The 21,445-nt window shown below is 74.1% G+C and carries 21 protein-coding genes and 1 tRNA gene; 11 read left to right on the forward strand and 11 right to left on the reverse strand.

Annotation, left to right across the window (positions count from 1 at the left end; translation table 11 throughout):
- Positions 1-14 precede the first annotated feature (14 nt).
- A complete protein-coding gene (locus VKZ81_RS23035; RefSeq protein WP_324243802.1) occupies positions 15-335 on the forward strand; it encodes a hypothetical protein in 321 nt (106 codons plus the stop codon).
- A 73-nt stretch (positions 336-408) separates the two neighbouring features.
- Here VKZ81_RS23035 and VKZ81_RS23040 read toward each other — a convergent pair whose 3' ends face one another.
- The gene (locus VKZ81_RS23040) at positions 409-3,750 is read right to left on the reverse strand and encodes a S41 family peptidase (protein WP_324243729.1); all 3,342 of its coding nucleotides are present in this window, start codon (positions 3,748-3,750) and stop codon (positions 409-411) included.
- A 69-nt stretch (positions 3,751-3,819) separates the two neighbouring features.
- Between VKZ81_RS23040 and VKZ81_RS23045 the strand changes: the two genes are divergently transcribed.
- Both VKZ81_RS23045 and VKZ81_RS23050 read left to right on the forward strand, forming a co-directional pair.
- Positions 3,820-5,049 (forward strand): PQQ-dependent sugar dehydrogenase, encoded by a 1,230-nt coding sequence (locus tag VKZ81_RS23045; protein ID WP_324243730.1) that lies wholly within the window; start codon positions 3,820-3,822, stop codon positions 5,047-5,049.
- A gap of 231 nt (positions 5,050-5,280) precedes the next feature.
- Complete coding sequence (locus tag VKZ81_RS23050; RefSeq protein WP_324243731.1) at positions 5,281-5,550, forward strand: DUF2277 domain-containing protein; 270 nt, start codon at positions 5,281-5,283, stop codon at positions 5,548-5,550.
- Here the strand turns inward: VKZ81_RS23050 and VKZ81_RS23055 are convergent.
- Complete coding sequence (locus tag VKZ81_RS23055; RefSeq protein WP_324243732.1) at positions 5,435-6,667, reverse strand: MFS transporter; 1,233 nt, start codon at positions 6,665-6,667, stop codon at positions 5,435-5,437. The two genes, VKZ81_RS23050 and VKZ81_RS23055, sit on opposite strands and share 116 nt — an antisense overlap.
- Positions 6,668-6,759: 92 nt before the next feature.
- On the opposite strand from VKZ81_RS23055, the gene VKZ81_RS23060 reads away from it, so the two are divergent.
- Complete coding sequence (locus tag VKZ81_RS23060) at positions 6,760-7,269, forward strand: Lrp/AsnC family transcriptional regulator (protein WP_324243733.1); 510 nt, start codon at positions 6,760-6,762, stop codon at positions 7,267-7,269.
- A gap of 161 nt (positions 7,270-7,430) precedes the next feature.
- Here VKZ81_RS23060 and VKZ81_RS23065 read toward each other — a convergent pair whose 3' ends face one another.
- Genes VKZ81_RS23065 through VKZ81_RS23080 form a run of 4 tightly spaced genes read right to left on the reverse strand, consistent with a single transcriptional unit; the run spans position 7,431 to position 11,291 of the window.
- Positions 7,431-8,456: an NAD-dependent epimerase/dehydratase family protein gene (locus VKZ81_RS23065; protein ID WP_324243734.1), complete on the reverse strand. Its 1,026-nt coding sequence runs from the start codon at positions 8,454-8,456 to the stop codon at positions 7,431-7,433.
- Positions 8,457-8,513: 57 nt separating this feature from the next.
- A complete protein-coding gene (locus VKZ81_RS23070; protein WP_324243735.1) occupies positions 8,514-9,194 on the reverse strand; it encodes a PIG-L deacetylase family protein in 681 nt (226 codons plus the stop codon).
- 13 nt (positions 9,195-9,207) lie between these two features.
- The gene (locus VKZ81_RS23075; RefSeq protein WP_324243736.1) at positions 9,208-10,071 is read right to left on the reverse strand and encodes a sugar phosphate nucleotidyltransferase; all 864 of its coding nucleotides are present in this window, start codon (positions 10,069-10,071) and stop codon (positions 9,208-9,210) included.
- Positions 10,068-11,291 (reverse strand): class I SAM-dependent methyltransferase, encoded by a 1,224-nt coding sequence (locus VKZ81_RS23080; RefSeq protein WP_324243801.1) that lies wholly within the window; start codon positions 11,289-11,291, stop codon positions 10,068-10,070. Before VKZ81_RS23080 ends, VKZ81_RS23075 begins: the two co-directional genes overlap by 4 nt.
- A gap of 491 nt (positions 11,292-11,782) precedes the next feature.
- On the opposite strand from VKZ81_RS23080, the gene VKZ81_RS23085 reads away from it, so the two are divergent.
- From VKZ81_RS23085 to VKZ81_RS23095, 3 genes are all read left to right on the forward strand, one after another.
- Positions 11,783-11,853 (forward strand) — tRNA-Gln (locus tag VKZ81_RS23085).
- A 338-nt stretch (positions 11,854-12,191) separates the two neighbouring features.
- The gene (locus tag VKZ81_RS23090; RefSeq protein ID WP_324243737.1) at positions 12,192-12,464 is read left to right on the forward strand and encodes a hypothetical protein; all 273 of its coding nucleotides are present in this window, start codon (positions 12,192-12,194) and stop codon (positions 12,462-12,464) included.
- Positions 12,461-12,691 (forward strand): hypothetical protein, encoded by a 231-nt coding sequence (locus VKZ81_RS23095; RefSeq protein WP_324243738.1) that lies wholly within the window; start codon positions 12,461-12,463, stop codon positions 12,689-12,691. Before VKZ81_RS23090 ends, VKZ81_RS23095 begins: the two co-directional genes overlap by 4 nt.
- A gap of 129 nt (positions 12,692-12,820) precedes the next feature.
- Here VKZ81_RS23095 and VKZ81_RS23100 read toward each other — a convergent pair whose 3' ends face one another.
- Both VKZ81_RS23100 and VKZ81_RS23105 read right to left on the reverse strand, forming a co-directional pair.
- Entirely contained in the window at positions 12,821-13,258 is a 438-nt protein-coding gene (locus tag VKZ81_RS23100; protein WP_324243739.1) for an OsmC family peroxiredoxin, read from the reverse strand.
- A 136-nt stretch (positions 13,259-13,394) separates the two neighbouring features.
- Positions 13,395-13,868 carry a L,D-transpeptidase gene (locus tag VKZ81_RS23105; protein WP_324243740.1) on the reverse strand — a complete coding sequence of 158 codons (474 nt, stop codon included), beginning with the start codon at positions 13,866-13,868 and terminating at the stop codon, positions 13,395-13,397.
- A gap of 243 nt (positions 13,869-14,111) precedes the next feature.
- On the opposite strand from VKZ81_RS23105, the gene glmU reads away from it, so the two are divergent.
- Together glmU and VKZ81_RS23115 are read left to right on the forward strand one after the other, a co-directional pair.
- On the forward strand, positions 14,112-15,617 hold the full coding sequence (gene glmU, locus VKZ81_RS23110) for a bifunctional UDP-N-acetylglucosamine diphosphorylase/glucosamine-1-phosphate N-acetyltransferase GlmU (protein ID WP_324243741.1): 1,506 nt from the start codon (positions 14,112-14,114) through the stop codon (positions 15,615-15,617).
- Positions 15,614-16,594, forward strand: a complete 981-nt coding sequence (locus VKZ81_RS23115; protein ID WP_324243742.1) for a ribose-phosphate diphosphokinase — start codon at positions 15,614-15,616, stop codon at positions 16,592-16,594. Before glmU ends, VKZ81_RS23115 begins: the two co-directional genes overlap by 4 nt.
- Before the next feature lie 304 nt (positions 16,595-16,898).
- Here VKZ81_RS23115 and VKZ81_RS23120 read toward each other — a convergent pair whose 3' ends face one another.
- Positions 16,899-17,066 (reverse strand): hypothetical protein, encoded by a 168-nt coding sequence (locus VKZ81_RS23120; RefSeq protein WP_324243743.1) that lies wholly within the window; start codon positions 17,064-17,066, stop codon positions 16,899-16,901.
- Positions 17,067-17,307: 241 nt separating this feature from the next.
- Entirely contained in the window at positions 17,308-18,096 is a 789-nt protein-coding gene (locus VKZ81_RS23125) for an SDR family oxidoreductase (RefSeq protein WP_324243744.1), read from the reverse strand.
- Between the two features lie 382 nt (positions 18,097-18,478).
- On the opposite strand from VKZ81_RS23125, the gene VKZ81_RS23130 reads away from it, so the two are divergent.
- Together VKZ81_RS23130 and pth are read left to right on the forward strand one after the other, a co-directional pair.
- Positions 18,479-19,099 carry a 50S ribosomal protein L25/general stress protein Ctc gene (locus VKZ81_RS23130; protein ID WP_324243745.1) on the forward strand — a complete coding sequence of 207 codons (621 nt, stop codon included), beginning with the start codon at positions 18,479-18,481 and terminating at the stop codon, positions 19,097-19,099.
- A 5-nt stretch (positions 19,100-19,104) separates the two neighbouring features.
- Complete coding sequence (gene pth / locus VKZ81_RS23135) at positions 19,105-19,686, forward strand: aminoacyl-tRNA hydrolase (protein WP_324243746.1); 582 nt, start codon at positions 19,105-19,107, stop codon at positions 19,684-19,686.
- 42 nt (positions 19,687-19,728) lie between these two features.
- Here pth and VKZ81_RS23140 read toward each other — a convergent pair whose 3' ends face one another.
- Positions 19,729-21,402 carry a fatty acyl-AMP ligase gene (locus tag VKZ81_RS23140; RefSeq protein WP_324243747.1) on the reverse strand — a complete coding sequence of 558 codons (1,674 nt, stop codon included), beginning with the start codon at positions 21,400-21,402 and terminating at the stop codon, positions 19,729-19,731.
- Positions 21,403-21,445 lie beyond the last annotated feature (43 nt).

The raw sequence follows: 21,445 nt of genomic DNA on the forward strand, positions 1-21,445 counted from the left end.
GCAGGGTCGCCACGGTGCGGCGCCTGCTCACCGAGAGCGGCCGCGACCCGGCGACGTTCCCGATCGCGAAGCGCGTCTACGTGCTCGTCGACGACGACGCCGACCGCGCCCGCCGCGAGATGGACGACGCCCTGGCCTCGATCTACGGCGCCCGGATCCCGGCGATCGAGGCCGCCGCCGTCACCGGCACCGCGGCCGACTGCGTGCGCGGCGCGCAGGAGGTGCTCGACGCGGGCGCCGAGCTCGTCCTGTTCACCTGCGTCCGGGACCCGGCCGAGCAGATGGAGCGCCTCGCGGCCGAGGTGATCCCGCGGCTCGAGCCGACGGCCGGGTAGGCGCGCCCGCCGGACAGCACCGCGCCGAACAGGGCCGCGCCGAACAGGCCCGCGCCGGACAGCACCGCGCCGGTCAGGGCCGCGGCGGCAGGTCCGGGCGGCGCCGCGACGGGCGGGTCGCCGGGTCGGGCGGGCGCACCGCTGGCCGCTCTCGGAGCGCGGCCAGCGCGAGGTCGACCGCGCGCTCCAGCTGCGGGTCCCGGCCGGCCACCCAGTCCTGCGGCCGCATCACGACCTCCACGTCCGGGTCGACGCCGTGGTTCTCGACCGACCAGCCGGTGTCGTCGAACCAGGTGGCGTACCGCGGCTGCGTGACGCTGGTGCCGTCGACGAGGCGGTAGCGGCCGTCGATGCCGATCACCCCGCCCCACGTGCGCACGCCCACGACCGGCCCGATCCCGAGCCGCTTGATCGCGGCGGTGACGATGTCGCCGTCGGAGCCCGCGAGCTCGTCGGCGAGCGCGACCACCGGGCCCCGCGGAGCGTCCTCCGGGTACGTGGTGGCCTGGCGGTGCCGCGGCGCGTCCCAGCCGATCACCTTGCGGGCGAGCTTCTCGATCACCAGCTGTGAGGTGTGGCCGCCGCCGTTGCCGCGCACGTCGAGGATGAGCCCGTCGCGGGAGGTCTCGCGGGACAGGTCGCGGTGCAGCTGCGCCCACCCCTGCGCGCCCATGTCCGGCACGTGCAGGTAGCCGAGCCTGCCGTCGGAGCGGTCGGCGACGAACGCCCGGCGCCCCGCCACCCAGTCGTGGTAGCGCAGGGCGGCCTCCGAGGACAGCGGCTTGACGACGACCCGGCGCACGCTGCCCGCGTCGGGGCGGTCGGGGCCCGAGCGGACGGTGAGCTCCACCAGCTTGTCCGCCCCGGCGAGCAGCAGCGGGGCCGGCCCGTAGCCGGGGTCGACGGGGCGGCCGCCGACCTCGAGGATCACGTCGCCCGGCCGCACGTCCACGCCCGGTCCGGAGAGCGGGCTGCGGGCGGCGGGGGCCGAGGTCTCCGGCGGCAGCACGCGGACCACCCGCCAGCCCTCCCCGTCGGGCGAGGGCTCGAGGTCGGCGCCGAGCAGGCCCGGCCGCCCGTCCGCGTTGCCTCCCTTGCTCGCTCGCACGTACGCGTGCGACGTGCCGAGCTCCCCGTGCACCTCCCAGAGCAGGTCGACGAGGTCGTCGTGGCTGCCGACGGCGTCGACCAGCGGGCGGTAGCGGGCGAGCTCGGCCTCCCAGTCGACGCCGGCCATGTCGGCGACCCAGAAGTGGTCGCGCATGAGCCGCCCGGCCTCGTCGAACATCTGCCGCCACTCGGCGGTCGGGTCCACGGTGACGACGATCCGGCTGGTGTCGATCTCGAACTCGTCGGGGTCGTTCGCCGACGGCGCGTCGGAGCCGGACCGGTCGGTGCGCAGCACCCGCAGCGTCTGGCCGTCGCGTACGACGAGGCGGGTGCCGTCGCCGCTCACCGCGAACGCGCTCACCGGGTCGGCGATCACGTCGAGCTTGCGGCGCACCAGGTCGAAGCGCTCCAGCACCGGGCGCTCGGCGCGGTCGTCGGTGTCGGCGATCGAGTCGCCGAGCACGCCCGACACCGGGATGCGGTACCAGAGCAGGCAGTCCTTGCCCGCCTGCATGCCGCTGTAGCGGGCGGCGGGCACCGGCACCGGCACGACGCGGGCGGTGAGGCCCTCGACGTCGACCACCACCCGGGGCGGTGCCCCGTCGTCCTTCTTCGGGTCGTCCTTCTTCGCGTCCTTCTCGTCGTCCTCGGCGCCGTCCCCGCGCTCCTCGTCCTCGGCCGGCGCGGGCAGGTCGTCCGTCCCCTCCTCGCCCGGCGAGACCGGGCGGCCGTCCGGGCTCGCCCCGAACGGCGACGGGGTGCGGGCGGCCAACGGCACCAGGAACGGCCGCCACGACGCGGGGAAGGTGAGGTCGAAGGCGTGCTCGTCGTAGATCGGGTCGAAGCTGCGCCGGGACAGGAACGCGAGGTACTTGCCGTCGGAGGTGAAGACCGGGTCGGTGTCGGCGAAGCGGGGCTCGGTGACGGCGACGAGGGTGTCGTCGGCCATCCGGGCCATCATGATCCGCGACAGGCCCGCCTCCGCGGGGTCGCAGTAGGCGAGCCACTCGCTGTCCGGCGACCACGCGAGGTCCGACAGCTCCCGGTCGGCGCCCTGGGCGATCCGGCGCAGCTCGCCGGACTCCGTCTCCAGCACGAGCAGCCGGCAGTCGTGGGTGGCCACGGCCACCTTCGAGCCGTCCGGGGAGGGCGCGAGCTCCAGCACCCGGCCCACCTCGCCCGCGCCGAACCGCCGCAGCGGCTGGGAGCCGTCGGTCCGCCGGTCGAGCGGGGCGATGCAGATCGCGTCCTCGCCCTCGGCGTCGTCGACCCACACCGCCCGGTCCGTGCCGAGCGGGCGCGCCAGCCGGGCCCGCACCCCGGGCTCGGCGAGCAGCGTGCGGGCCGGGCCGGCGCGGTGGGTGAGGCGGTGCACCGTGCCGCGGACCAGCGTGATGCTCGTGCGGCCGGTCCGGTCCGGGGCCGCCCACGTGAGCTCGCGGGCCGTCGACACCCGGTAGGGCTCGCGGTTCGTCCGGGGCCCGCCGAGGTGCACGTCCAGGGGGCGCGGCTCGTCGTCGAGGGAGTCGAGGATCCACAGCTGCCCCGCGGACTCGTACACCACGCGCTCGCCGTCGGTGCTCGCGTGCCGCACGTAGAACGCGGGTGCGCCGGGGGCGCCGTGATCGGTGTGGCGGCGCAGGCCGGTGCCGTCGGCGGCGACGGAGTAGAGGTTGCCCCAGCCCTCGTGGTCGGAGAGGAACGCGATCCGCGACCCCACGTGCATCGGGGAGGCGATCTGGCCGTCGACGTCGGCGAGGAGCCGCTCGAACTCGCCGGAGCCGGTCGGGTCCCACCAGAGCTTGCCCGTGGTGCCGCCGCGGTAGCGTTTCCACCAGGCGGGCTCCAGCATCACGGTGCTGACGACCACGGTCGGGCGGCCGGCCGCGAGCGCCACGTCCGAGACCGGCCCGTACGGCAGCCGGCGCGGGGTGCCGCCGTCGGCCGGGATCGCGTACGCCCACGTGCGCCGCGGCGGCGCCTGGCCGGTCGCGCTCAGGGCGAGCACCTCGCCGTCCGGCGTCCAACCGAGCGACTCGGCCCGCGGGTCGCCCCAGTACGTCAGCCGCCGCGCCCCGCCCCCGTCGACGTCGCTCACGTAGACCTCGGGGGCGCCGTCCTTCCACGAGGTCCAGGCCACCCGCGTGCCGTCCGGCGACAGCCGCGGGTTGGCGACCGGCACGTCGTCGGCCGTGAGCCGGTACGCGCGGCCGCCGGACACCGGTGCGGTCCAGACGTCGTCCTCGGCGGTGAACACGAGGGTGTCGCCGCGGAGGTGGGGGAAGCGCAGGTAGCTCGGGGGCATGAGTCCGAACGGTATCGAGGGGTGACCCGCCTACGGCATGTTCACCCTCGCGGCGGCAGGATGGCCCGTATGCGGGGGTTGTGGCGATCGATGGTGGTCGGCGTCGTGGCGGCGGTCGGGCTCACCGGGTGCGGGGCACCCGAACCGACGGCGGCCGTCCCCTCCGCGCCGCCCACGACGACCGCGCCCGTCACCACGCCCGCGGCCCGCACCGGCGTACCGGAGCTGCAGGTCGAGCTCGTCGCGGGCGGACTGGAGCACGTCTGGGACATCGGCTTCCTCCCCGACGGGCGCGCCCTCGTCACCGAGCGCCGCGGCCGGATCGTGCTGCTCTCCGGCATCGGACCCGGCGCCACCGCCCGCCCCGTCGAAGCGGACCTCAGCGACGTGTACGTCCGCGGTGAGGGCGGCCTGATGGGCATGGTCGTGCACCCCGACTTCGCCGAGTCGCGCCGCTTCACCACCTGCCAGACCCACATGCAGGACGGCAGCCCCACCGACGTCCGGCTCGTGACCTGGCAGCTGTCGGAGGACGGCACGTCCGCCACCCGGGTCGCCGACCCGCTCGTCGGCGGGCTGCCGATCAACCAGTCCGGCCGCCACTCCGGCTGCCGCCCGACGATCGCCCCGGACGGGGCGCTCCTCGTCGGCACCGGCGACACCGCACGCGGGGCCGTCTCGCAGGACCTGAACTCGCTCGGCGGCAAGGTGCTGCGCGTGGACCTCGAGACCGGCGAACCCGCCCCCGGCAACCCCTTCGCCGACGCGCAGAACCCGGCGCAGCGGCTGATCTGGACCTACGGGCACCGCAACGTGCAGGGCGTCGCCGTGCGGCCGGGCAGCGGCGACGTCTACACCACCGAGCACGGCCCGACCGAGGACGACGAGGTGAACCTGCTGCGCCCGGGCGCCAACTACGGCTGGGACCCGTCGCGGGGCGGCACCGTCGGCGGCTACGACGAGGACGTGCCGATGACCGACCTCGAGCGCTTCCCCGACGCCGTGCCCGCGGTGTGGAGCTCCGGCGACCCGGTGGAGGCGATCAGCGGCGCCGATTTCCTGTCCGGCGCGCACTGGGGCGACCTGGACGGCGCGCTGGCCGTCGGGGCGCTGCGGGGCGAGAAGCTGCTGATCATGACGCTCGGGCCGGACGGCGCCGTCGCGGACGTGAGCATCCCCGCCCCGCTGGACGGGACGTTCGGCCGGCTGCGCGCCGTGCGGCTGGGGCCGGACGGGGCGCTGTACGTCTCGACGTCCAACGGCACGAACGACGAAGTCCTTCGGGTCACCCCCATCTAGGTGCCCCTCCCCCCGGCGAGTCGCGCTCTGAGCGCCGGCGAGTCGCGAGCTGGGTGCGCGCGAGTCGCGGGCTCGGCGTCGGCGAGTCGCGCCATGAGCGCGGGCGAGTCGCGCCCTCGGCGTCGGCGAGTCGCGCCGTGGGTGCACGCGAGTCGCGCTCCACGCAGGCGTCTCGTGGCGCGCCGCTCCGTTAGGTTCGGACGGAGTGCCGTTCGTACGAAGGGGCAGCGCATGTGCCGCAACATCCGGACGCTTCACAACTTCGACCCGCCGGCCACCCCGGAGGAAGTGCGGGCAGCGGCGCTGCAGTACGTGCGGAAGGTCAGCGGATCGTCGAAGCCGTCGCAGGCCAACGAGGCGGCGTTCGCGCGGGCGGTCGACGCCGTCACCGAGGCGACCCAGCGGCTCCTCGACGAGCTGGTGACGACGGCGCCGCCGAAGAACCGCGAGGTCGAGGCGGCGAAGGCGCGGGAGCGCGCCGCCCTGCGCTACGCCCGCTGACGCCCGCCCGCCACGCGACCCCCACCACGAGCGCGGCCACCGCCGCGCCCGCCGAGGCGAGCAGCCCGTAGCCACCGCCGCTCACGACCGCGCCCGACGCCGCACCCCCGCCTCCGGCCGCGACACCCATCGCCACCTCGCCCCACCCCTCCCGTCCGGGGCGTTGCGCGGCAGGCACGCCCGCGGTGAGCAGCGTGCTGCCGGCCACGAGCCCGAGGTTCCACCCGACGCCGAGCAGCACGAGCGCACCGCTGAGGACGATCGGCGCGCCCGCCCCTGCGGCGGCGAGCAGCGCCGACCCGGTGAGCACCGCCCCGGCGAGCGCCGCCGCCGGGACCGGGCCCCACCGGTCGGTGAGCCGCCCCGACAGCGGCGCGGGCGCGAACATACCCGCGATGTGGAGGCTCACGACCAGCCCGATCGCGCCGAGGCCGACGCCGAGGTGGTGCAGGTGCACCGGCGCCATCGTCATGACGCCGACCATCACCAGGTTCGCCAGCGCGAGGACGGCGAGCCCGCGCACCGCGGTGCCGCCCGGCGCGACGGCGGACGGGGCCGGCTCGACGTCCGCGGGGCGAGCCGGCAGGACCAACAGCAGGGCCGCCGACCCGGCGAAGCACAGCGCTGCCACGACGTACGCGCCGGCCAGCCCGGGCAGTCCGAGCGCGCGGCCGAGGGCGTCGGACGGCACGAGCAGGTTCGGCCCGGCCACCGCCCCGACGGTGGTCGCCACGAGCACCCCGGCCATCGCGCGCCCGCGCTGCCCCTCCGGCGCGCCGTCGGCGGCCGCGTACCGGGCGAGCATCACCGCGGCCGTCCCCGCACCCAGCAGTACGGTGCCCGCGAGCAGCCCGAGCAGGTCTCCCGCGACCACGACGACGACGCTCCCACCCGTCGCGACCGCCATGCCGGCGGCGAGCGCGGCCGGGCGCCCGAACCGCCTGGTGAGCGCCGACATCCCCAGAGCCGCGACGGCCGACCCGACCACGAGCAGGGCCTGCGGGAGCCCGGCCACGGCGTCCGAGCCGCCCAGGTCACGGGCCAGGAGCGCGGCGGCCGCACCGCCGAGGGACTGGGCGAACCCGCCGAGCAGGCTCGCGATCCGGAGTGGAATCACCTGGAAAACGGTAGGAAGGGGACAGGGCCGGTCGAAGGGCCGGAACGGGGGTCGAAACCGCGTCGCGGTTCACGAACGCGAGGAGTTTCGGGGTGGACGCTTCACGACCGTTCGAACTGGACGACGTGGACTGGCGGCTGCTCGACGCGCTGCAGGCCGACGCCCGGCTGTCGTTCAACGCGCTGAGCAGGCGGGTGCACCTGTCACCGCCCGCGGTGGCGGAGCGGGTGCGCAGGCTGGAGGCGGCCGGCGTCATCTCCGGCTACCGGGCGACGGTCGACCCGGCCGCGGCGGGCCAGCCGCTGCTCGCGTTCATCCAGCTGCGCTGCTCGCTGGGCCGGTGCCTGCTCAAGACGACCGACTCCGCCACCTACCCGGAGGTCGTCGAGATCCACAAGCTCTCCGGCGAGCACTGCACGATGCTCAAGGTGCGGGCCGCCTCGCTCGCCCACCTCGAGGGCGTGATCGAGCGCATCGGCGAGCACGGGCAGATCAACACCCACATCGTGCTCTCCACGGCGTTCGAGGGGCGGCCGGTCTCCGCCGTCACGCCGGAGCGGCCGGTCACGCGGTCCGAGGGGTGGAGCCGCGGACAACGGTGACAGCGTCGCGCGCCGCGCACCCAAACCCCGACTCGCTCGCACCCAGAGCGCGACTCGCCGGTGCGGAGACCGACTCGGCCACGCGGAGCCCGCCGGGTGAGAACGCGAACGGCGGCCCCGCCCGGGAGGGGGTGGGGCCGCCGTTCGTGCGCGGTGCGGCGTCAGCGGATGACGCGCATGCCCTCGTCCAGCTCACCCCGCTTCTGCCGGGCGGCGAGCACGGCGAGGCGGGTGAACTTGTTGTCGAACGCGTCCTGGGTCAGGCCGCGCTCCTTGTACTCCTTCGCGAGCTGCGCGGCGCCCTCCGGGATCGACCACTGCGCCTCGAAGCCGAGCTCCTTGCGGGCGCGGGAGAAGTCGACGCGGTAGGAGCGCGGGTCGTTGCCCGACTCGCCGGTGATCAGCAGCTCGGCGCCGGGGACGGCGTCGACGACCGCCTGGGCGATCTCGGCGACGGTGCGGTTGTTCTTCTCCGTGCCCACGTTGTAGGCGCGGGCTCGCACCACGTCGGCCGGCGCCTCGAGCGCGGCCACGACGGCGCGGGCGATGTCCTCGGCGTGGGCGAGCGGGCGCCACGGGGTGCCGTCGGAGAGCACCTTGACCACGCCGGAAAGGATCGCGTGCCCGACGAGGTTGTTCAGCACGATGTCGGCGCGCAGCCGCGGCGAGAACCCGAACGCGGTGGCGTTGCGCATCGAGACCGGCACGAAGTCGCTGTCGGCGAGCTCGGCGAGGTCGGCCTCCACCCGCACCTTGGAGATGGCGTACGGGGTGACCGGCTTCAGCGGGGCGTCCTCGTCCACGAGCTCGTCGCCGGACTGCGCGCCGTAGACCGAGCAGGTGGAGGCGTAGATGAACCGCTTGACGCCCGCCTCCTTCGCCAGCTTCGCCAGCCGCGTCGAGGCGTGGTGGTTGATGTCGTAGGTGATCTCCGGGGCGAGCGAGCCGAGCGGGTCGTTCGACAGCGCAGCCATGTGCACGACGGCGTCGAAGCCCCGCAGCTGCTCCTCGGTGACGTCCCGCAGGTCGGTGGACAGGCCCTTCGCGTCCGGCACGTCGAGCGAGCCGAGCACGCAGTCGGCGAACAGGCCGCTGTCCAGGCCGGTCACGTCGTGCCCTGCGGCGGTCAGGATGGGGGCCATCACGGTGCCCAGGTAGCCCTGGTGCCCGGTCAGGAGGATGCGCACGGGTTGTCGTTCCCTTCGATCGTCGTCATTACTCCGTCGAGCCGAATCCCGGGCTCGTTACCGGATCCCGTCCATCGGGTCGCTGCTCGGGAGCGGCGCCACACCGAGCACCAGCTTCGAGACGTGGAACGCCTCGGCGTACCGCGCGTGGCACTGCACGCCGCGGATGCGGGCGATCCCGCCGAACGCCTCGGCGTCGAACCACACCCGGTCCCGCTGGGAGCCGTAGTGCTCGTGCAGCTTCGCGATCTTCTCGCGCAGCACCGGCTCGGCCAGCGGGAGGTACACGGTGGGCTGGGCGAGGTCGCCGTCCCATTTGAGGATCTCGTAGCCCAGCGTGAGGTGGTCGCGGAAGACGGTGGGCGTGAGCTCGGCGAGCGTGCGGTGGTCCTGGTGGGCGTCGTGCGGCGACGGGCCGAACACGAGGTCCGGTTCACCGTGCGTGCGCAGCTCCTCCAGCGCGAGCTTGGCCCGCTCCCACCGGGTGGGCACCCGCCCGTCGGGCAGGTCGAGGACGGTGACGTCGAGCTTCGCGCCCGGGCAGAACGCGGCGAGGGCCGCGCGTTCCTCCTCCTCGCGCAGCGACCCGCCGCCGGTGAGCACGAGCGCCTCCACGGTGACCCCGGGGTGCGCGCGGCACAGCTCCAGCAGCGCCCCACCGGCGCCGATCGCGATGTCGTCGCAGTGGGCGCCGAGCAACAGCATCCGGTCGAGGCGTTCGGGCAGCAGGCTCAACATCGCGGGGCCCCGTTCAGCGTTCGACGAGGGTGCCCTGCAGGGCCGAGAGGGCGGCGTGCAGCGGGTCGGACCCGGAGGCACCGAGTTCGTCGTCGGCGTTGTCGGCGGTGTGCTCCCACAGCATCCAGGGTCGGTCGCCCGCGTGGTACGCCGCCTCGAGGGCGTGCCGCTCCTTCACCGTGTCGGCGGGCTGCCAGAAACCGCGGTGCCGGTAGGCCATCAGCCGGCCTTCCTCCGCCAGCGGGCGGCACGCGTCCATGATCAGGTCGCCGTTCGGGGGCAGGTAGTCGAAGATCTCCGGCCGCAGCACGAAGTACCCGCCGTTCTCCCACAGCGGCATCTCCTGCAGCGTCGTGATGCCCGAGACCCGGTCGTCGTCGTCGACGTCCACGCAGTGGAACGCCGACTGCGGCGGCACCGCGAGCAGCGCGCCCACCGCGTCCGAGCGCCGGAACTTCTCGATCATGTCGTTCAGCGGCAGGTCGGTGAGCACGTCGGCGTAGTTGGCCAGGAACATCTCCTCGCCCGCGACGTGCCTGCGCACCCGGCGCAGCCGCTCCCCGATCGGGGAGTCCAGCCCGGTGTGCACGAAGGTGATGGTCCAGTCCGAGATGTCGCTGCCCAACAGGTGCACGTCGCCGCCGCGGAGCACGAAGTCGTTGGACGCCGTCTCGGAGTAGGTGAGGAAGAAGTCCTTGATGTGGTGCGCCCCGTAGCCGAGGCACAGCACGAAGTCGGTGTGGCCGAAGTGCGCGTAGTAGCGCATCACGTGCCAGATCAGCGGCCGCGGTCCCACCGGGTGCATCGGCTTCGGCAGGTCGGAGACGCCGTCGCGCATCCGCATCCCGTAACCACCGCAGAACAGCACGACCTTCACGAGACCACCTCGAGCTCGGGGATCGGGAACACGAGCCTGCCGCCCCACTCGCGCACGTAGGACAGCTGCTCGACCAGCTCGTCACGCAGGTTCCACGGCAAGACCAGCACGTAGTCCGGCCGGTCGGCGGCGATCCGCTCCGGCGGCAGCACCGGGATGCGCATCCCGGGCGTGAACTTGCCGTGCTTGTAGGGGTTGCGGTCGACGGTGTAGGGCAGCAGGTCGGGCCGGATGCCGCAGTAGTTGAGCAGCGTGTTGCCCTTGCCCGGGGCGCCGTAGCCGACGACCTTCTTCCCCGCCCGCCGCGCGTCGACGAGGAAGCCCACCAGGTCGTCGCGCACCCGCGACACGGCCTCGGCGAACCCGTCGTGACCCTCCGCGGAGTGCAGCCCCGCTGCCTCCTCGGCCGCCAGCACGTCCCGCACCCGCGGCGACGGCTCGCCCGCCACCTCGGCCGGCCGCGCCCACATCCGGATCGACCCGCCGTGGGTGTCCAGCAGTTCGACGTCGACCAGCGCGAGACCGCCGCTCGCCAGCGCCCGCTGCCCGGTCAGCAGCGTGTAGTACTGGAAGTGCTCGTGGTAGATCGTGTCGAACTGGGTGCGCTGCACCAGCGTCAGCAGGTGCTGCACCTCGATCGACACCCAGCCGTCGTCGGCCACGAGCGACCGCAGCCCGCGGGTGAACCCGATGACGTCGGGGATGTGGGCGTAGACGTTGTTCAGGCACACCAGGTCGGCCGGCCCGTGCTCGGCGCGCACCTGCTCACCGGTCTGCGCGGTGAGGAACGCCGTCAGCGTGGGCACGCCCTTCTCCCGCGCCGCCTCGCCCACGTTCACCGACGGCTCGATGCCCAGGCACCGGATCCCCCGCTCGACGACGTGCTGCAGCAGGTAGCCGTCGTTGCTCGCCACCTCGACCACGAACGACCCCGGGCCCAGCCCGAGCCGGCGCACCGCGTCGTCGACGAAACGGCGGGCGTGCGCCACCCACGAGGTCGAGAACGACGAGAAGTAGGCGTACTCGGTGAACGTCTCCTCGGGCGTGATCAGCGGCGGCAGCTGCGCCAGCAGGCACGCCTCGCACACGCGCACGTGCAGCGGGTAGGTGACCTCCGGCGCCTCGAGCTCCTCCGCGGTCAGGATCCGCTCGCACGGCGGGGTCGCGCCGAGGTCGAGGAAGCTCCGCAGCCGGGTCGACCCGCAGAGCCTGCACGACAGGGCCGGGACGTCGCCCGGTCGACGCGCTTGCGCGTCGGGCTCAGCCGCGTTGTCCGTCAGCACCGCGTCGACCCCCCGGTTGTCGCCTCGATGCGCGCAGTCTCGGCGTGCACGGCGGCCAGTGTTCCACGCTCCGGGTGTCGCCCCGCCCCGGCCCCGGGCCACCGCGCGCGGCGCGCGTCCGATTCGGCCTGGTCAGACCGGTTGACCGGAGTTCCCACGACGGAGACGGACCGTGACGGGCGGCCGGCGCGGTCGTCCGGTCGAGGGCGTTCGAGGGCGCGCCGACGGCCGCACCGCGACCGGTCCCGGCGGCTCGGCGCGCAGGTGGGGCGACGAGTTGATCTGGCGCTCGGGTGACGGGCGCGGCGCCGGACCCCGCCGCCGGACGTCACCCGATCGCGGGTTCCGCGGGCGGGCCCGGTCTCGCCCCGGTCGGAAGCGCGGCGTCGTGCACACCGATTCGCGGCCCGTGTCAGGATGAAGGCCTGTCCGCCGTGGTGTAACGGCAGCACCTCGGATTTTGGTTCCGATGGTCCAGGTTCGAATCCTGGCGGCGGAGCAGCGGCACGCCGGCCGGGGCGCACGCCCGCCTCATTTGCGGAACAGCAGGTAGAGGATCAGCAAGATGATGATCAGGCCGAAGAGCCCGGTCTTGCTCTCGATCCCGTCCCCGTCGGCCAGAACCATCTGGGCGGTTCCTGTCACGGCCACACCTCCGACGCACGTCCGAGCAGGTCCCGAGCGTCGCACCGAGGGTTACCCGATGGGGTGAACGACACGCGTCGCCCGCCGGTCCCCCTGGCGGGGGAGGCGGCCGGCGCCCGCGGGGGATCCGCCGGGACGGCACGGAGGCGAGGGTCGGGGCGTGTCGACGTTCCGAGCCGAACTCGTGCCCACGTGGGCGACGGTGACCGCCTGGGCGGTACCCGCGACGGTGCTGCCCTCCGCGGTCTGGCGGGTGGTGGACGGGCGAGCGGCCTGCTGCGCGGCGGACACCCGTGCGCGGCGCCGGGCCGGCCGCTCTGGGAGGTGGCCTACATCCCGTCGCTGTCGGTGATCTCGCTGGGCCTCGCGTCCCTGACGATCGGCCTGGTGCGGCCGTGGGGCGAGGTGTTCCCGGCGTGGCTGCCGTGGATCGGGGGCCGCCGGGTGCCGCTCGCGTCGCCGTGACCGCGGCGACGGCGGGCGCGGTGCTGGTGGCGGCGTTCATCGTGCGCGCGGCCGTGGCCGGCGAGCCGAGCCGCCCGCTGCCGCCCGGCTGCAGCCCGCCCGGCTGGGACGTCCTGCGGTTCTACGTGCCGATGGTCCTGTGGCCCCCGCTGCTGCTGGCGGTCACGTGGCACCACTACCGCAGGCGCCGCACACACCGAACGGCCCTCCCGCCGGAAACGGCGTGAGGACCGTTCGTGGTCGCTGGGCTCAGCGGCCGCCGGGACGCGGCGGCGGCTCGGGCGGACGCCCGTTCCCCGTGCACCTCATCGTCAACTCCTTCACCCCTCCGAAACCGCCTGTGCCGCTCCCCCGGGTCAGTCGAGGGCGGCGTCCAGCGTGATCGTCGTGCCGGTCAGCGCCTTGCTGACCGGGCACCCCTCCTTCGCCGCCTGTGCGGCGGCTGCGAACCCGTCCGCGTCGAGGCCCTCGACCTCGGCGCGCACCTTGAGAGCGATCTGCGAGATCCGAAACCCGCCCGCGGGGTCCGGACCCAACGTCACGTCGGCCGACACGTCGAGCGACTGCGGGGTTCCCCCCGCGCGCCCGATCTCGGCCGAGAGGGCCATCGAGTAGCAGGCCGAGTGGGCCGCCGCGATGAGCTCCTCCGGGCTGGTGGTGCCGTCGGCCTCGTCGGCCGCCCGCTTGGGGAAGCTGACGTCGTAGGTCCCGATGCCGCTGCTGGTGAGCTCGACCTGCCCGGACCCGTTCTGCAGGTCGCCGTTCCAGGCCGTGCGGGCGGTACGCGTGGGCATCCCGGCCCCCTTCTTCCTCGTCGTCGCTTCTCACCCTGACAACTGTTGAGTCGTCGGTGTCGCTCCGCGTGACACGTCCGTTGAGCCGACCGGTGGGTGTCCGACGGCGAATGGTCGTTACACGGCGGTAACAGGCCTAACGTACTTCGACCGCGTCGCCGACCTCGAGGACGTTGTAGAACTCGACGGCGTCGTCGTGGCCGAGCCGCACGCAGCCCTTCGACGGGCGGCGGAGGTCGCCCTCGTGGAACGCGATGCCGCCCTCGGCGAAGAAGACCGCGAACGGCATCGGGGCGCCGTCGTACTCCGCACTGCGGTGGTTCGTGTGCTTCCACTCGACGCGGAAGTCGCCCGTGGGCGTCTCGTGGCCGGGGCCTCCGGGGCTGATCGGCACCGGGCCGTGCACGACCGCGCCGTCGTCGATGAGCCACGCGCGCTTGCTGCCGAGCTCGACGCACGCGCGGGCGTGCTCGCTGCAGGGGGTGCCCTCGACGCGGCCGTCGTCGGCCTGCGCGGTGCCGACGGTCCCCAGCCCGCCGAGAACCACCAGCGCGGCCGCCACCACCAGCGAACGCGCGCGCAGGCGTGCCGCCCTGCTGTGCTTGCCCATCGAATCCTTCCGAATCCCGGGATGCGTGCCGTACGTGATGATCTCGACACGCTGAGTACTCGGCTCGCACAACGAAGCGCGTCGGTCCCGGTTACGTCGCCTCCCCGGGCGGCGGCGCACGGCCGGGTGAAGCCGTACGATCGAGCGGTCCCGACCGCCGGCACCGGCGCGTCGAGCCGCGCTCCCGCGGCATCGCCGTCCGCCGACGCCGCGCGGTCCAGGCCACAACCAGGAGTGGACTCCATGCTCGACCCGCAGGGGCGAGGATCCTCCGGCAGCACGTCGACCCGGCCCGCGGCGGCGATCGTGCTGGCGGCGGGCGAAGGCACGCGGATGCGGTCCGCCGTTCCGAAGGTCCTGCACCCGATCGCAGGCCGCAGCCTGCTCGGCCACGCCGTGCACGCCGTCGCCGCGCTCGAGCCCGAGCACCTGGTCGTGGTCGTCGGGGCCGGGGCCGACCAGGTCCGCGCGGCGATCGACGGGATCGCCGCCGAGCTCGCCCGCCCGGTGCTCGTCGCGCACCAGCACGAGCGCCGCGGCACCGGCCACGCGGTGCGCTGCGCGCTGGACGCCCTGCCCGACGACCTGTCCGGCCCGGTCGTCGTCACCTACGGCGACACGCCGCTGCTCCAGCCACCGACGCTGGCCGCCCTGGTCGCCGACCACACCGCCTCCGGTGCCCCGCTCACGCTGCTCACCAGCGAGGTCGACGACCCCACCGGCTACGGACGGGTGCTGCGCGAGTCCGACGGCACCGTCACCCGGATCGTCGAGGAGGTCGACGCCACCCCGGAGCAGCGCGCGCTGCGCGAGGTCAACTCGGGCGTGTACGCGTTCGACGCGGCGTTCCTGAGCGGCGCGATCGACCACCTGCGCAGCCACAACAACCAGGGCGAGCTGTACCTCACCGATCTGGTCAAGATCGCCCACGACGACGACCTCGACGTCCGCGGCGTGCGCTGCGACGACGACTGGCAGGTCCGCGGCGTGAACGACCGCGTGCAGCTGGCCGCGATGCGCGCCGAGCTCAACCGGCGGCTGCTCGAGCGGTGGATGTACGAGGGCGTCACCGTGATCGACCCCGCCACGACCTGGGTGGACGTCCAGGTCCGGCTCGAGCCCGACACCGTGCTGCACCCGGGCACCCAGCTGCACGGGGCCACGTCGGTGGCGGGCGGGGCGGAGATCGGCCCCGACACCACGCTCACCGACTGCGAGATCGGCGCGGGCGCCACCGTCGTGCGCACCCACGGCAGCCAGGCCGTGATCGGCCCGGGGGCGTCGGTCGGGCCGTTCGCCTACCTGCGGCCGGGCACGCGGCTGGGCGAGCGCGGCAAGATCGGCACGTTCGTCGAGGTGAAGAACGCCGACATCGGCGCGGGCACGAAGGTGCCGCACCTGACGTACGTGGGCGACGCCACGATCGGCGAGCACAGCAACATCGGCGCCTCGTCGGTGTTCGTCAACTACGACGGGGTGCGCAAGCACCGCACGGTCGTCGGATCGCACGTGCGAACGGGTTCGGACAACACGTTCGTCGCCCCGGTCGAGATCGGCGACGGGGCCTACACGGGGGCGGGCGCGGTGATCCGCGAGAACGTCCCACCGGGGGCGCTGGCCGTGTCGGCCGGGTCACAGCGCACCATCGAAGGGTGGGTCGCCCGCAAGCGGCCCGGCACCCCGGCCGCCGAGGCCGCCGCACGCGCGACCGACCCGGCCATCGACGTCCACGGAGGCACAGCACGGTGAGCGCGATCTCGGCCACGCCCAAGAAGAACCTGATGCTCTTCTCGGGCCGGGCCCACCCGGAGCTGGCCGAGCAGGTGGCGAAGCACCTCGACGTGACGATCACCCCGCAGTCGGCGTACTCGTTCGCCAACGGGGAGATCTTCGTCCGGTTCGAGGAGTCGGTGCGCGGCTGCGACGCCTTCGTCCTGCAGGCGCACTCCGCCCCGATCAACGACCAGATCATGGAGCAGTTGATCATGGTCGATGCGCTGAAACGCGCGTCGGCCAAGCGGATCACGGTCGTGATGCCGTTCTTCGGCTACGCCCGGCAGGACAAGAAGCACCGCGGCCGCGAACCGATCTCCGCCCGGCTCATCGCCGACATGTTCAAGGTCGCGGGCGCGGACCGGATCATGACCGTCGACCTGCACACCGCCCAGATCCAGGGCTTCTTCGACGGGCCCGTCGACCACCTGTTCGCCCTCCCCGTGCTCGCCGAGCACATCAAGCGCACCTACGCCGACGAGCCGCTCTCGGTCGTCTCCCCCGACTCGGGCCGCGTCCGGCTCGCGGAGCGGTGGGCCGACACGCTCGGCGGCACGCCGCTGGCGTTCATCCACAAGACCCGCGACCCCCGCAAGCCGAACGAGGCCATCGCCAACCGCGTGGTCGGCGAGGTCGAGGGCCGGCTCTGCGTGGTGATCGACGACATGATCGACACGGGTGGCACGGTCGCTAAGACCGTCGAGGAGCTGTTGAAGGAGGGCGCGAAGGACGTGGTCGTCGCCGCCACGCACGGCGTGCTCTCCGGGTCCGCCCCGGCCCGGCTGGCGGAGTGCGGCGCCCGTGAGGTGATCTTCACCGACACCCTGCCGATCCCGGACGAGAAGCGCTTCCCGTCGATGACGGTGCTGTCGATCGCCCCGCTGCTGGCGCGCGCGATCCTCGAGGTGTTCGACGACGGCTCGGTCACGAGCCTGTTCAACGGCAACGCCTGACCCACCCCCGGCGAGTCGCGGGCTCAGCGTCGGCGAGTCGCGGGCTCAGCGTCGGCGAGTCGCGCGCTCGGTGCGCGCGAGTCGCGGTGTGAGTGCGGGCGAGTCGGGTCTCGGTGCCGTCCGCAGCGGGCGGTCCGGGGCGCGGTAGCGGTGCGGACCTCCGGGGGCCCACCGCAGTTCCCACTCGGCGGCGGGCTCGGTGCTGAGCGAGGGCTTGTCCTCCACCACCGCCACGTCGGTGCGGTCGAAGCACGCCGCCCCGGATGTCGTTCCACCCGGCGCGAGGTCGCCGGCGTGCAGCGGGTCACCGTCGACGGTGGGCCACGCGTTCGTGGGCGCGCCCTGCCGTGAGCCTGGCGCCGAGCGCCGTGGTGACGTGCACGATGGCGACGACGCCGCCCACGATCGCGGCGACGGAGAGCGCCGACCCGGAGATGGTGACGCCGCGGCTCCTGGCCCGACCCCAGCGCACCCGGGTCAGAGCGACGAGTGCCGGAGTCGCACCGACGGCGCGCGGGATGAGGGCTGGGCGTGGCCGTTCTGCGGAAACCGCGGCGGTTACGGCCGGCCGTAGACCTGGGCTGCCGGGCCGGGCGGGTGTGACGCCGGTTGGGCGCCGCGCGTCCTGGCGCGGGTGCGAGCACCCGGACCCCGACTCGCCGACGCCCAGAGCGCGACTCGCCCACACGCAGAGCGCGACTCGCGCGCCGGGCTCATCCGCCCGCTCGGGTCGAGCGGAGGAACTCGGCGAACGTGGTGCTGCCGAACGCGTGCCCGGGGGCGAGGTTGTGCCCCGCCCGGTAGGCCGCCGCCGTCCGGCCGGGAACGGGAAGGGGCACGACGGGCCTGCGGGCACCGAGGGCACCGAGGCACGCCTTCACCAGGTCCTCACCGCGGTGGACCTCCGGACCGCCGATGTCGTCCACCCGGCCGCGCGGCTCGGCCGACACGAGCGCGACGAGCCGCGCAGCCACCTCGTCGGCCGCGATCGGCTGGAACCGGAAGCCGGCGGGCACGGGGACCACCGGCAGCCGGCGCAGCAGCCCGGTTGCCCGCAGGAACAGCTCGTGGAACTGCGTCGCCCGCTGGATCGTCACCGGCAGCCCGGACTGCAGCAGCAGGGTCTCGACGTCCCGCTTCACCGCGTAGTAGCCCAGCGGGATCCGATCGACCCCGACGATGCTGACGTACACGACGTGCGGCCGCCCCGCGGCAGCGGCCGCCTCGGCCAGCACGCGCGCGGCGACGAGATCCTGCTTGTACTTCAGGAAGTTGCTCGCACAGTGCACGACCGCGCCGACGCCGTGGACCGCGCCGCGCACGGCCGCCGGGTCGGTCAGGTCGCCCGTGACCCACCGGGCCCCCGATTCGCCGTCCGCGGGCGGCGATCGCCGGCTGAGCAGCCGGACCGGCACACCCGCGGCCTCGAGGTGCTGCACGACGAAGCGACCGAGGGTGCCGCGCCCCCCGGTGACGAGCACCTCGCCATCCGACCCACCCATCGCTCCCCCGCGTTGCCGACGTGAACAGCCCTGGCGACTCACGCGCCATCCTCCAAGCCGCACCCAGAGCGCGACTCGCCGACACCCGGAGCCGGACTCGCGCGCACGCACACCGCGACTCGCCGACACCCGCAGCGCGACTCGCCGACACCGAGAGCGCGACTCGCCGACACGCAGACCGCGACTCGCGCGCACCCGGAGCGCGACTCGCCGGGGGCGGGACCCGGAGGTCGGGTGGTCGAAGGCCGTCACGTATCGTGGACGCCAGTTCCGCGGCGAGGGCGGGTGCACGCTGGCCCGCCGTGATCGACGCAGTTCCGGCTCCCCCCGGCCTGCCTCGTCGCGCGCGTACACCGCAGCAGTTCCGATCGAGGAGACCATCGTGGCCGAGGCCCGAATCGACGCCGAGCCCCGCACCGAGTTCGGCAAGGGAGCCGCCCGCCGCACGCGCCGTGCCGGCAAGATCCCCGCCGTGCTGTACGGGCACGGCACCGACCCGCAGCACCTGTCGCTCCCGCAGCTGGAGTTCGCGCGGGTGATCCGCGAGCACGGCCGCAACGCCGTGCTCAGCCTGAACATCGACGGCAAGACGCAGCTGGCGCTGACCAAGACCGTCACCACGCACCCGATCCGCCCGTACATCGAGCACGTCGACCTGCTGGTGATCCGCCGCGGCGAGAAGGTCGCCGTCGAGGTCCCGCTGGTGGTCACCGGGGAGGCCGCGCCGGGCACGCTGGTCACCCAGGAGCTCAACGAGCTCGAGATCGAGGCGGACGTGTCGCGGATCCCCGAGCAGATCGAGGTGTCCGTCGAGGGCCTCGAGGTCGGCTCGCAGATCCACGCCTCGGACGTCCAGCTGCCCGAGGGCGCCGAGCTGAAGGCCGACCCGGAGCTGCTCGTCGTCAACGTCGTCGCCGCGCCGACGGCGTCGGAGCTCGGCGCCGAGGAGGCCGAGGCGGGCGAGGGCGAGGCCGCCGCGGAGGCCTCCGACTCGGAGAGCTGACCGCGATGCCGGGCCCCGCTCTGGTGGTCGGGCTCGGCAACCCCGGCCCCGGCTACGCCGACACCCGGCACAACGTCGGGTTCGGCGTCGTCGAGCTGCTCGCGGAGCGCGCCGGGGGCGGCCGGTTCTCCAGGCACCGGACGAACGCCGACGTGCTGGAGGGCAGGCTCGCCGGACGCAAGGTGGTGCTGGCGAAGCCCCGCACCTACATGAACCTGTCCGGCGGGCCGGTCGCCGGCCTCGTGAAGTACTTCTCGATCCCGGTCGAGGACCTCGTCGTGATCCACGACGACCTGGACCTCGGGTTCGGCGTGGTCCGGCTCAAACGGGGCGGCGGCGAGGGCGGCCACAACGGGCTGCGCTCGATCAGCCAGGCCCTCGGCACGCGCGACTACCTGCGGGTGCGGTTCGGCATCGGCCGCCCGCCGGGCCGCCAGGACCCCGCCGACTACGTCCTCAAGCGCTTCTCCAGCACCGAGCGCAAGGAGCTGGACCTGGCGTTGGACCTGGCGGCCGACGCCGCGGAGGCGCTGCTCGCCGAAGGTCTGGAGGCCGCCCAGAACCGGTTCCACGCGCTCAGCGGCTGAGCACGGGCCCCGCGCCGTTCGTCGGCGCGGGGCCCGTCTCGCCTATGCGCCCCGCTTCCGCAACAGCTCGGCGGTGGCCGATCGGCGCAGCTTCCCGGACGGCGTCTTCGGCAGCGTGCCCGGGGGCAGCACCACGACCTCGGCGGGCCGCGCGCCGACCGCGGACACCACGCGGCTGGTCACGTCCTTCTTGATCAACTGCTCGGCCTCGGCGTCGCCCGCCTTGCGCGACTCGACCGCCACCGCGAACGACTCGCGGTGCCGCCCGCCGTCCTCGCCGGCGAGCATCCGCACGGCGACGGTGTTGCCCGCACGCACGTCGTCGGCGGTGGCCGCGGCCCGCTCGATGTCGGTCGGGTAGATGTTGCGGCCGCCCATGATGATCACGTCCTTGCGCCGGCCGCACACCACGACCTCGCCGTCGACGAGGTAGCCCTCGTCACCGGTGTCGAACCAGCCCTCGGCGTCCTGCGTGGCGACGGGACCGTCGACGGTCAGGTAGCCCGGGGTCACGGACTCGCCCCGCAGCTGCAGCACGCCCACCTCGCGCTCGCCGAGGACCCGGCCCTCGTCGTCGACCACGCGGGCCTCGATGCCGGGCAGCGGCGGGCCGAGCCGCGGGAAGCGGCGGGTCGGCCCGTCGCCCGTGGGCACGGCGCGCCGGTGCGACTCCAGCTGCTCGGCGTCGATCGTGTCGACCTCCAGCCCCTTCTCGACGGGCGCGAACGACACCCCGAGCGCGGTCTCCGCCATCCCGTACGCGGCGAGCACCGACTCGGGGCGCAGCCCGAACCTCGCACCGGCCCTCGTGAACGCCTCGACGGCGTCCGGGTCGATCGGCTCGGCCCCGTTGAGCGCGATGCGCAGCGTGGACAGGTCGAGCGACCCCTCCTCGGCGCGCGCCAGCTGGCGGGCCAGCACGGCGTAGGCGAAGTTCGGGGCGGCCGTGACCGTGCCGCCGTACTTCGAGATCAGCTCGGCCCACAGCAGCGGGCGGGAGAGGAAGTCGGCGGGTGTGACCGTCACCAGCTCCACCCCTGTGGTCATGGGCGTGGTCAGGAACCCGACCATGCCCATGTCGTGGAAGAGCGGCAGCCACGAGACCATCACGTCCCGCTCGACGGCGAGGCGGGACGCCTCGATCATCCCCTGCATGTTGGCGTAGAGGTTGCGGTGCGTGATGCGCACCGCCTTGGGCTCGGCGGTGGACCCGCTCGTGAGCTGGAGCAGGACCGTGTCGTCCTCCGAGGCGACGTCCGCCGACGGCACGATGCCGTCGCCGCGCAGGTCGTCGTCGATGACCCGGAACGGGATGCCGTGCTCGGTGAGGACGGGGGCGAGGCCGTCGAACGGCGCCCCGAGCAGCACGAGCCGCGCATCGATCATGCGGAGCACCGTGACCGTGTCCTTCGCCCACGCCGCGAGGTCGGTGCGCGCGGTGGGCTGGTGCAGCATCGTGATGCTGCCCCCGCACAGCCACACGGCCTGCGCCGCGGGGGCGATCGCCGCCGGATCACCCGCGAGCACACCCACCGCGGAACCGTGCTCGACCGGGGGAACGTCGGCGGTGCCGGCGCGCAGGGCCCCCGCCATCCGGCGGGCGATGGCGTGCACCTCGGGCCACGTGCGTCGCACCGGCTGCTTCGGCTCGCCCGTCGTCATCCCGCGGGGCGAGTGGGCAGCGGAATCCAGCAACATCGCGAGGAACCGGGACATGGTCACCGAGCCTACGTTCTCCCGGCCAGTAGCATCCGAGAAC

Source organism: Pseudonocardia sp. (assembly GCF_035305885.1).
GTDB lineage: Bacteria > Actinomycetota > Actinomycetes > Mycobacteriales > Pseudonocardiaceae > Pseudonocardia.

Coding starts and splice junctions, on each gene's coding strand:
- VKZ81_RS23040 (WP_324243729.1), bottom strand. CDS start 3,750: ATGCCCCCGAGCTACCTGCGCTTCCCCCACCTCCGCGGCGACACCCTC.
- VKZ81_RS23045 (WP_324243730.1), top strand. CDS start 3,820: ATGCGGGGGTTGTGGCGATCGATGGTGGTCGGCGTCGTGGCGGCGGTC.
- VKZ81_RS23050 (WP_324243731.1), top strand. CDS start 5,281: ATGTGCCGCAACATCCGGACGCTTCACAACTTCGACCCGCCGGCCACC.
- VKZ81_RS23070 (WP_324243735.1), bottom strand. CDS start 9,194: ATGTTGAGCCTGCTGCCCGAACGCCTCGACCGGATGCTGTTGCTCGGC.
- VKZ81_RS23100 (WP_324243739.1), bottom strand. CDS start 13,258: ATGCCCACGCGTACCGCCCGCACGGCCTGGAACGGCGACCTGCAGAAC.
- VKZ81_RS23105 (WP_324243740.1), bottom strand. CDS start 13,868: ATGGGCAAGCACAGCAGGGCGGCACGCCTGCGCGCGCGTTCGCTGGTG.
- glmU (WP_324243741.1), top strand. CDS start 14,112: ATGCTCGACCCGCAGGGGCGAGGATCCTCCGGCAGCACGTCGACCCGG.
- VKZ81_RS23125 (WP_324243744.1), bottom strand. CDS start 18,096: ATGGGTGGGTCGGATGGCGAGGTGCTCGTCACCGGGGGGCGCGGCACC.
- pth (WP_324243746.1), top strand. CDS start 19,105: ATGCCGGGCCCCGCTCTGGTGGTCGGGCTCGGCAACCCCGGCCCCGGC.
- VKZ81_RS23140 (WP_324243747.1), bottom strand. CDS start 21,402: ATGTCCCGGTTCCTCGCGATGTTGCTGGATTCCGCTGCCCACTCGCCC.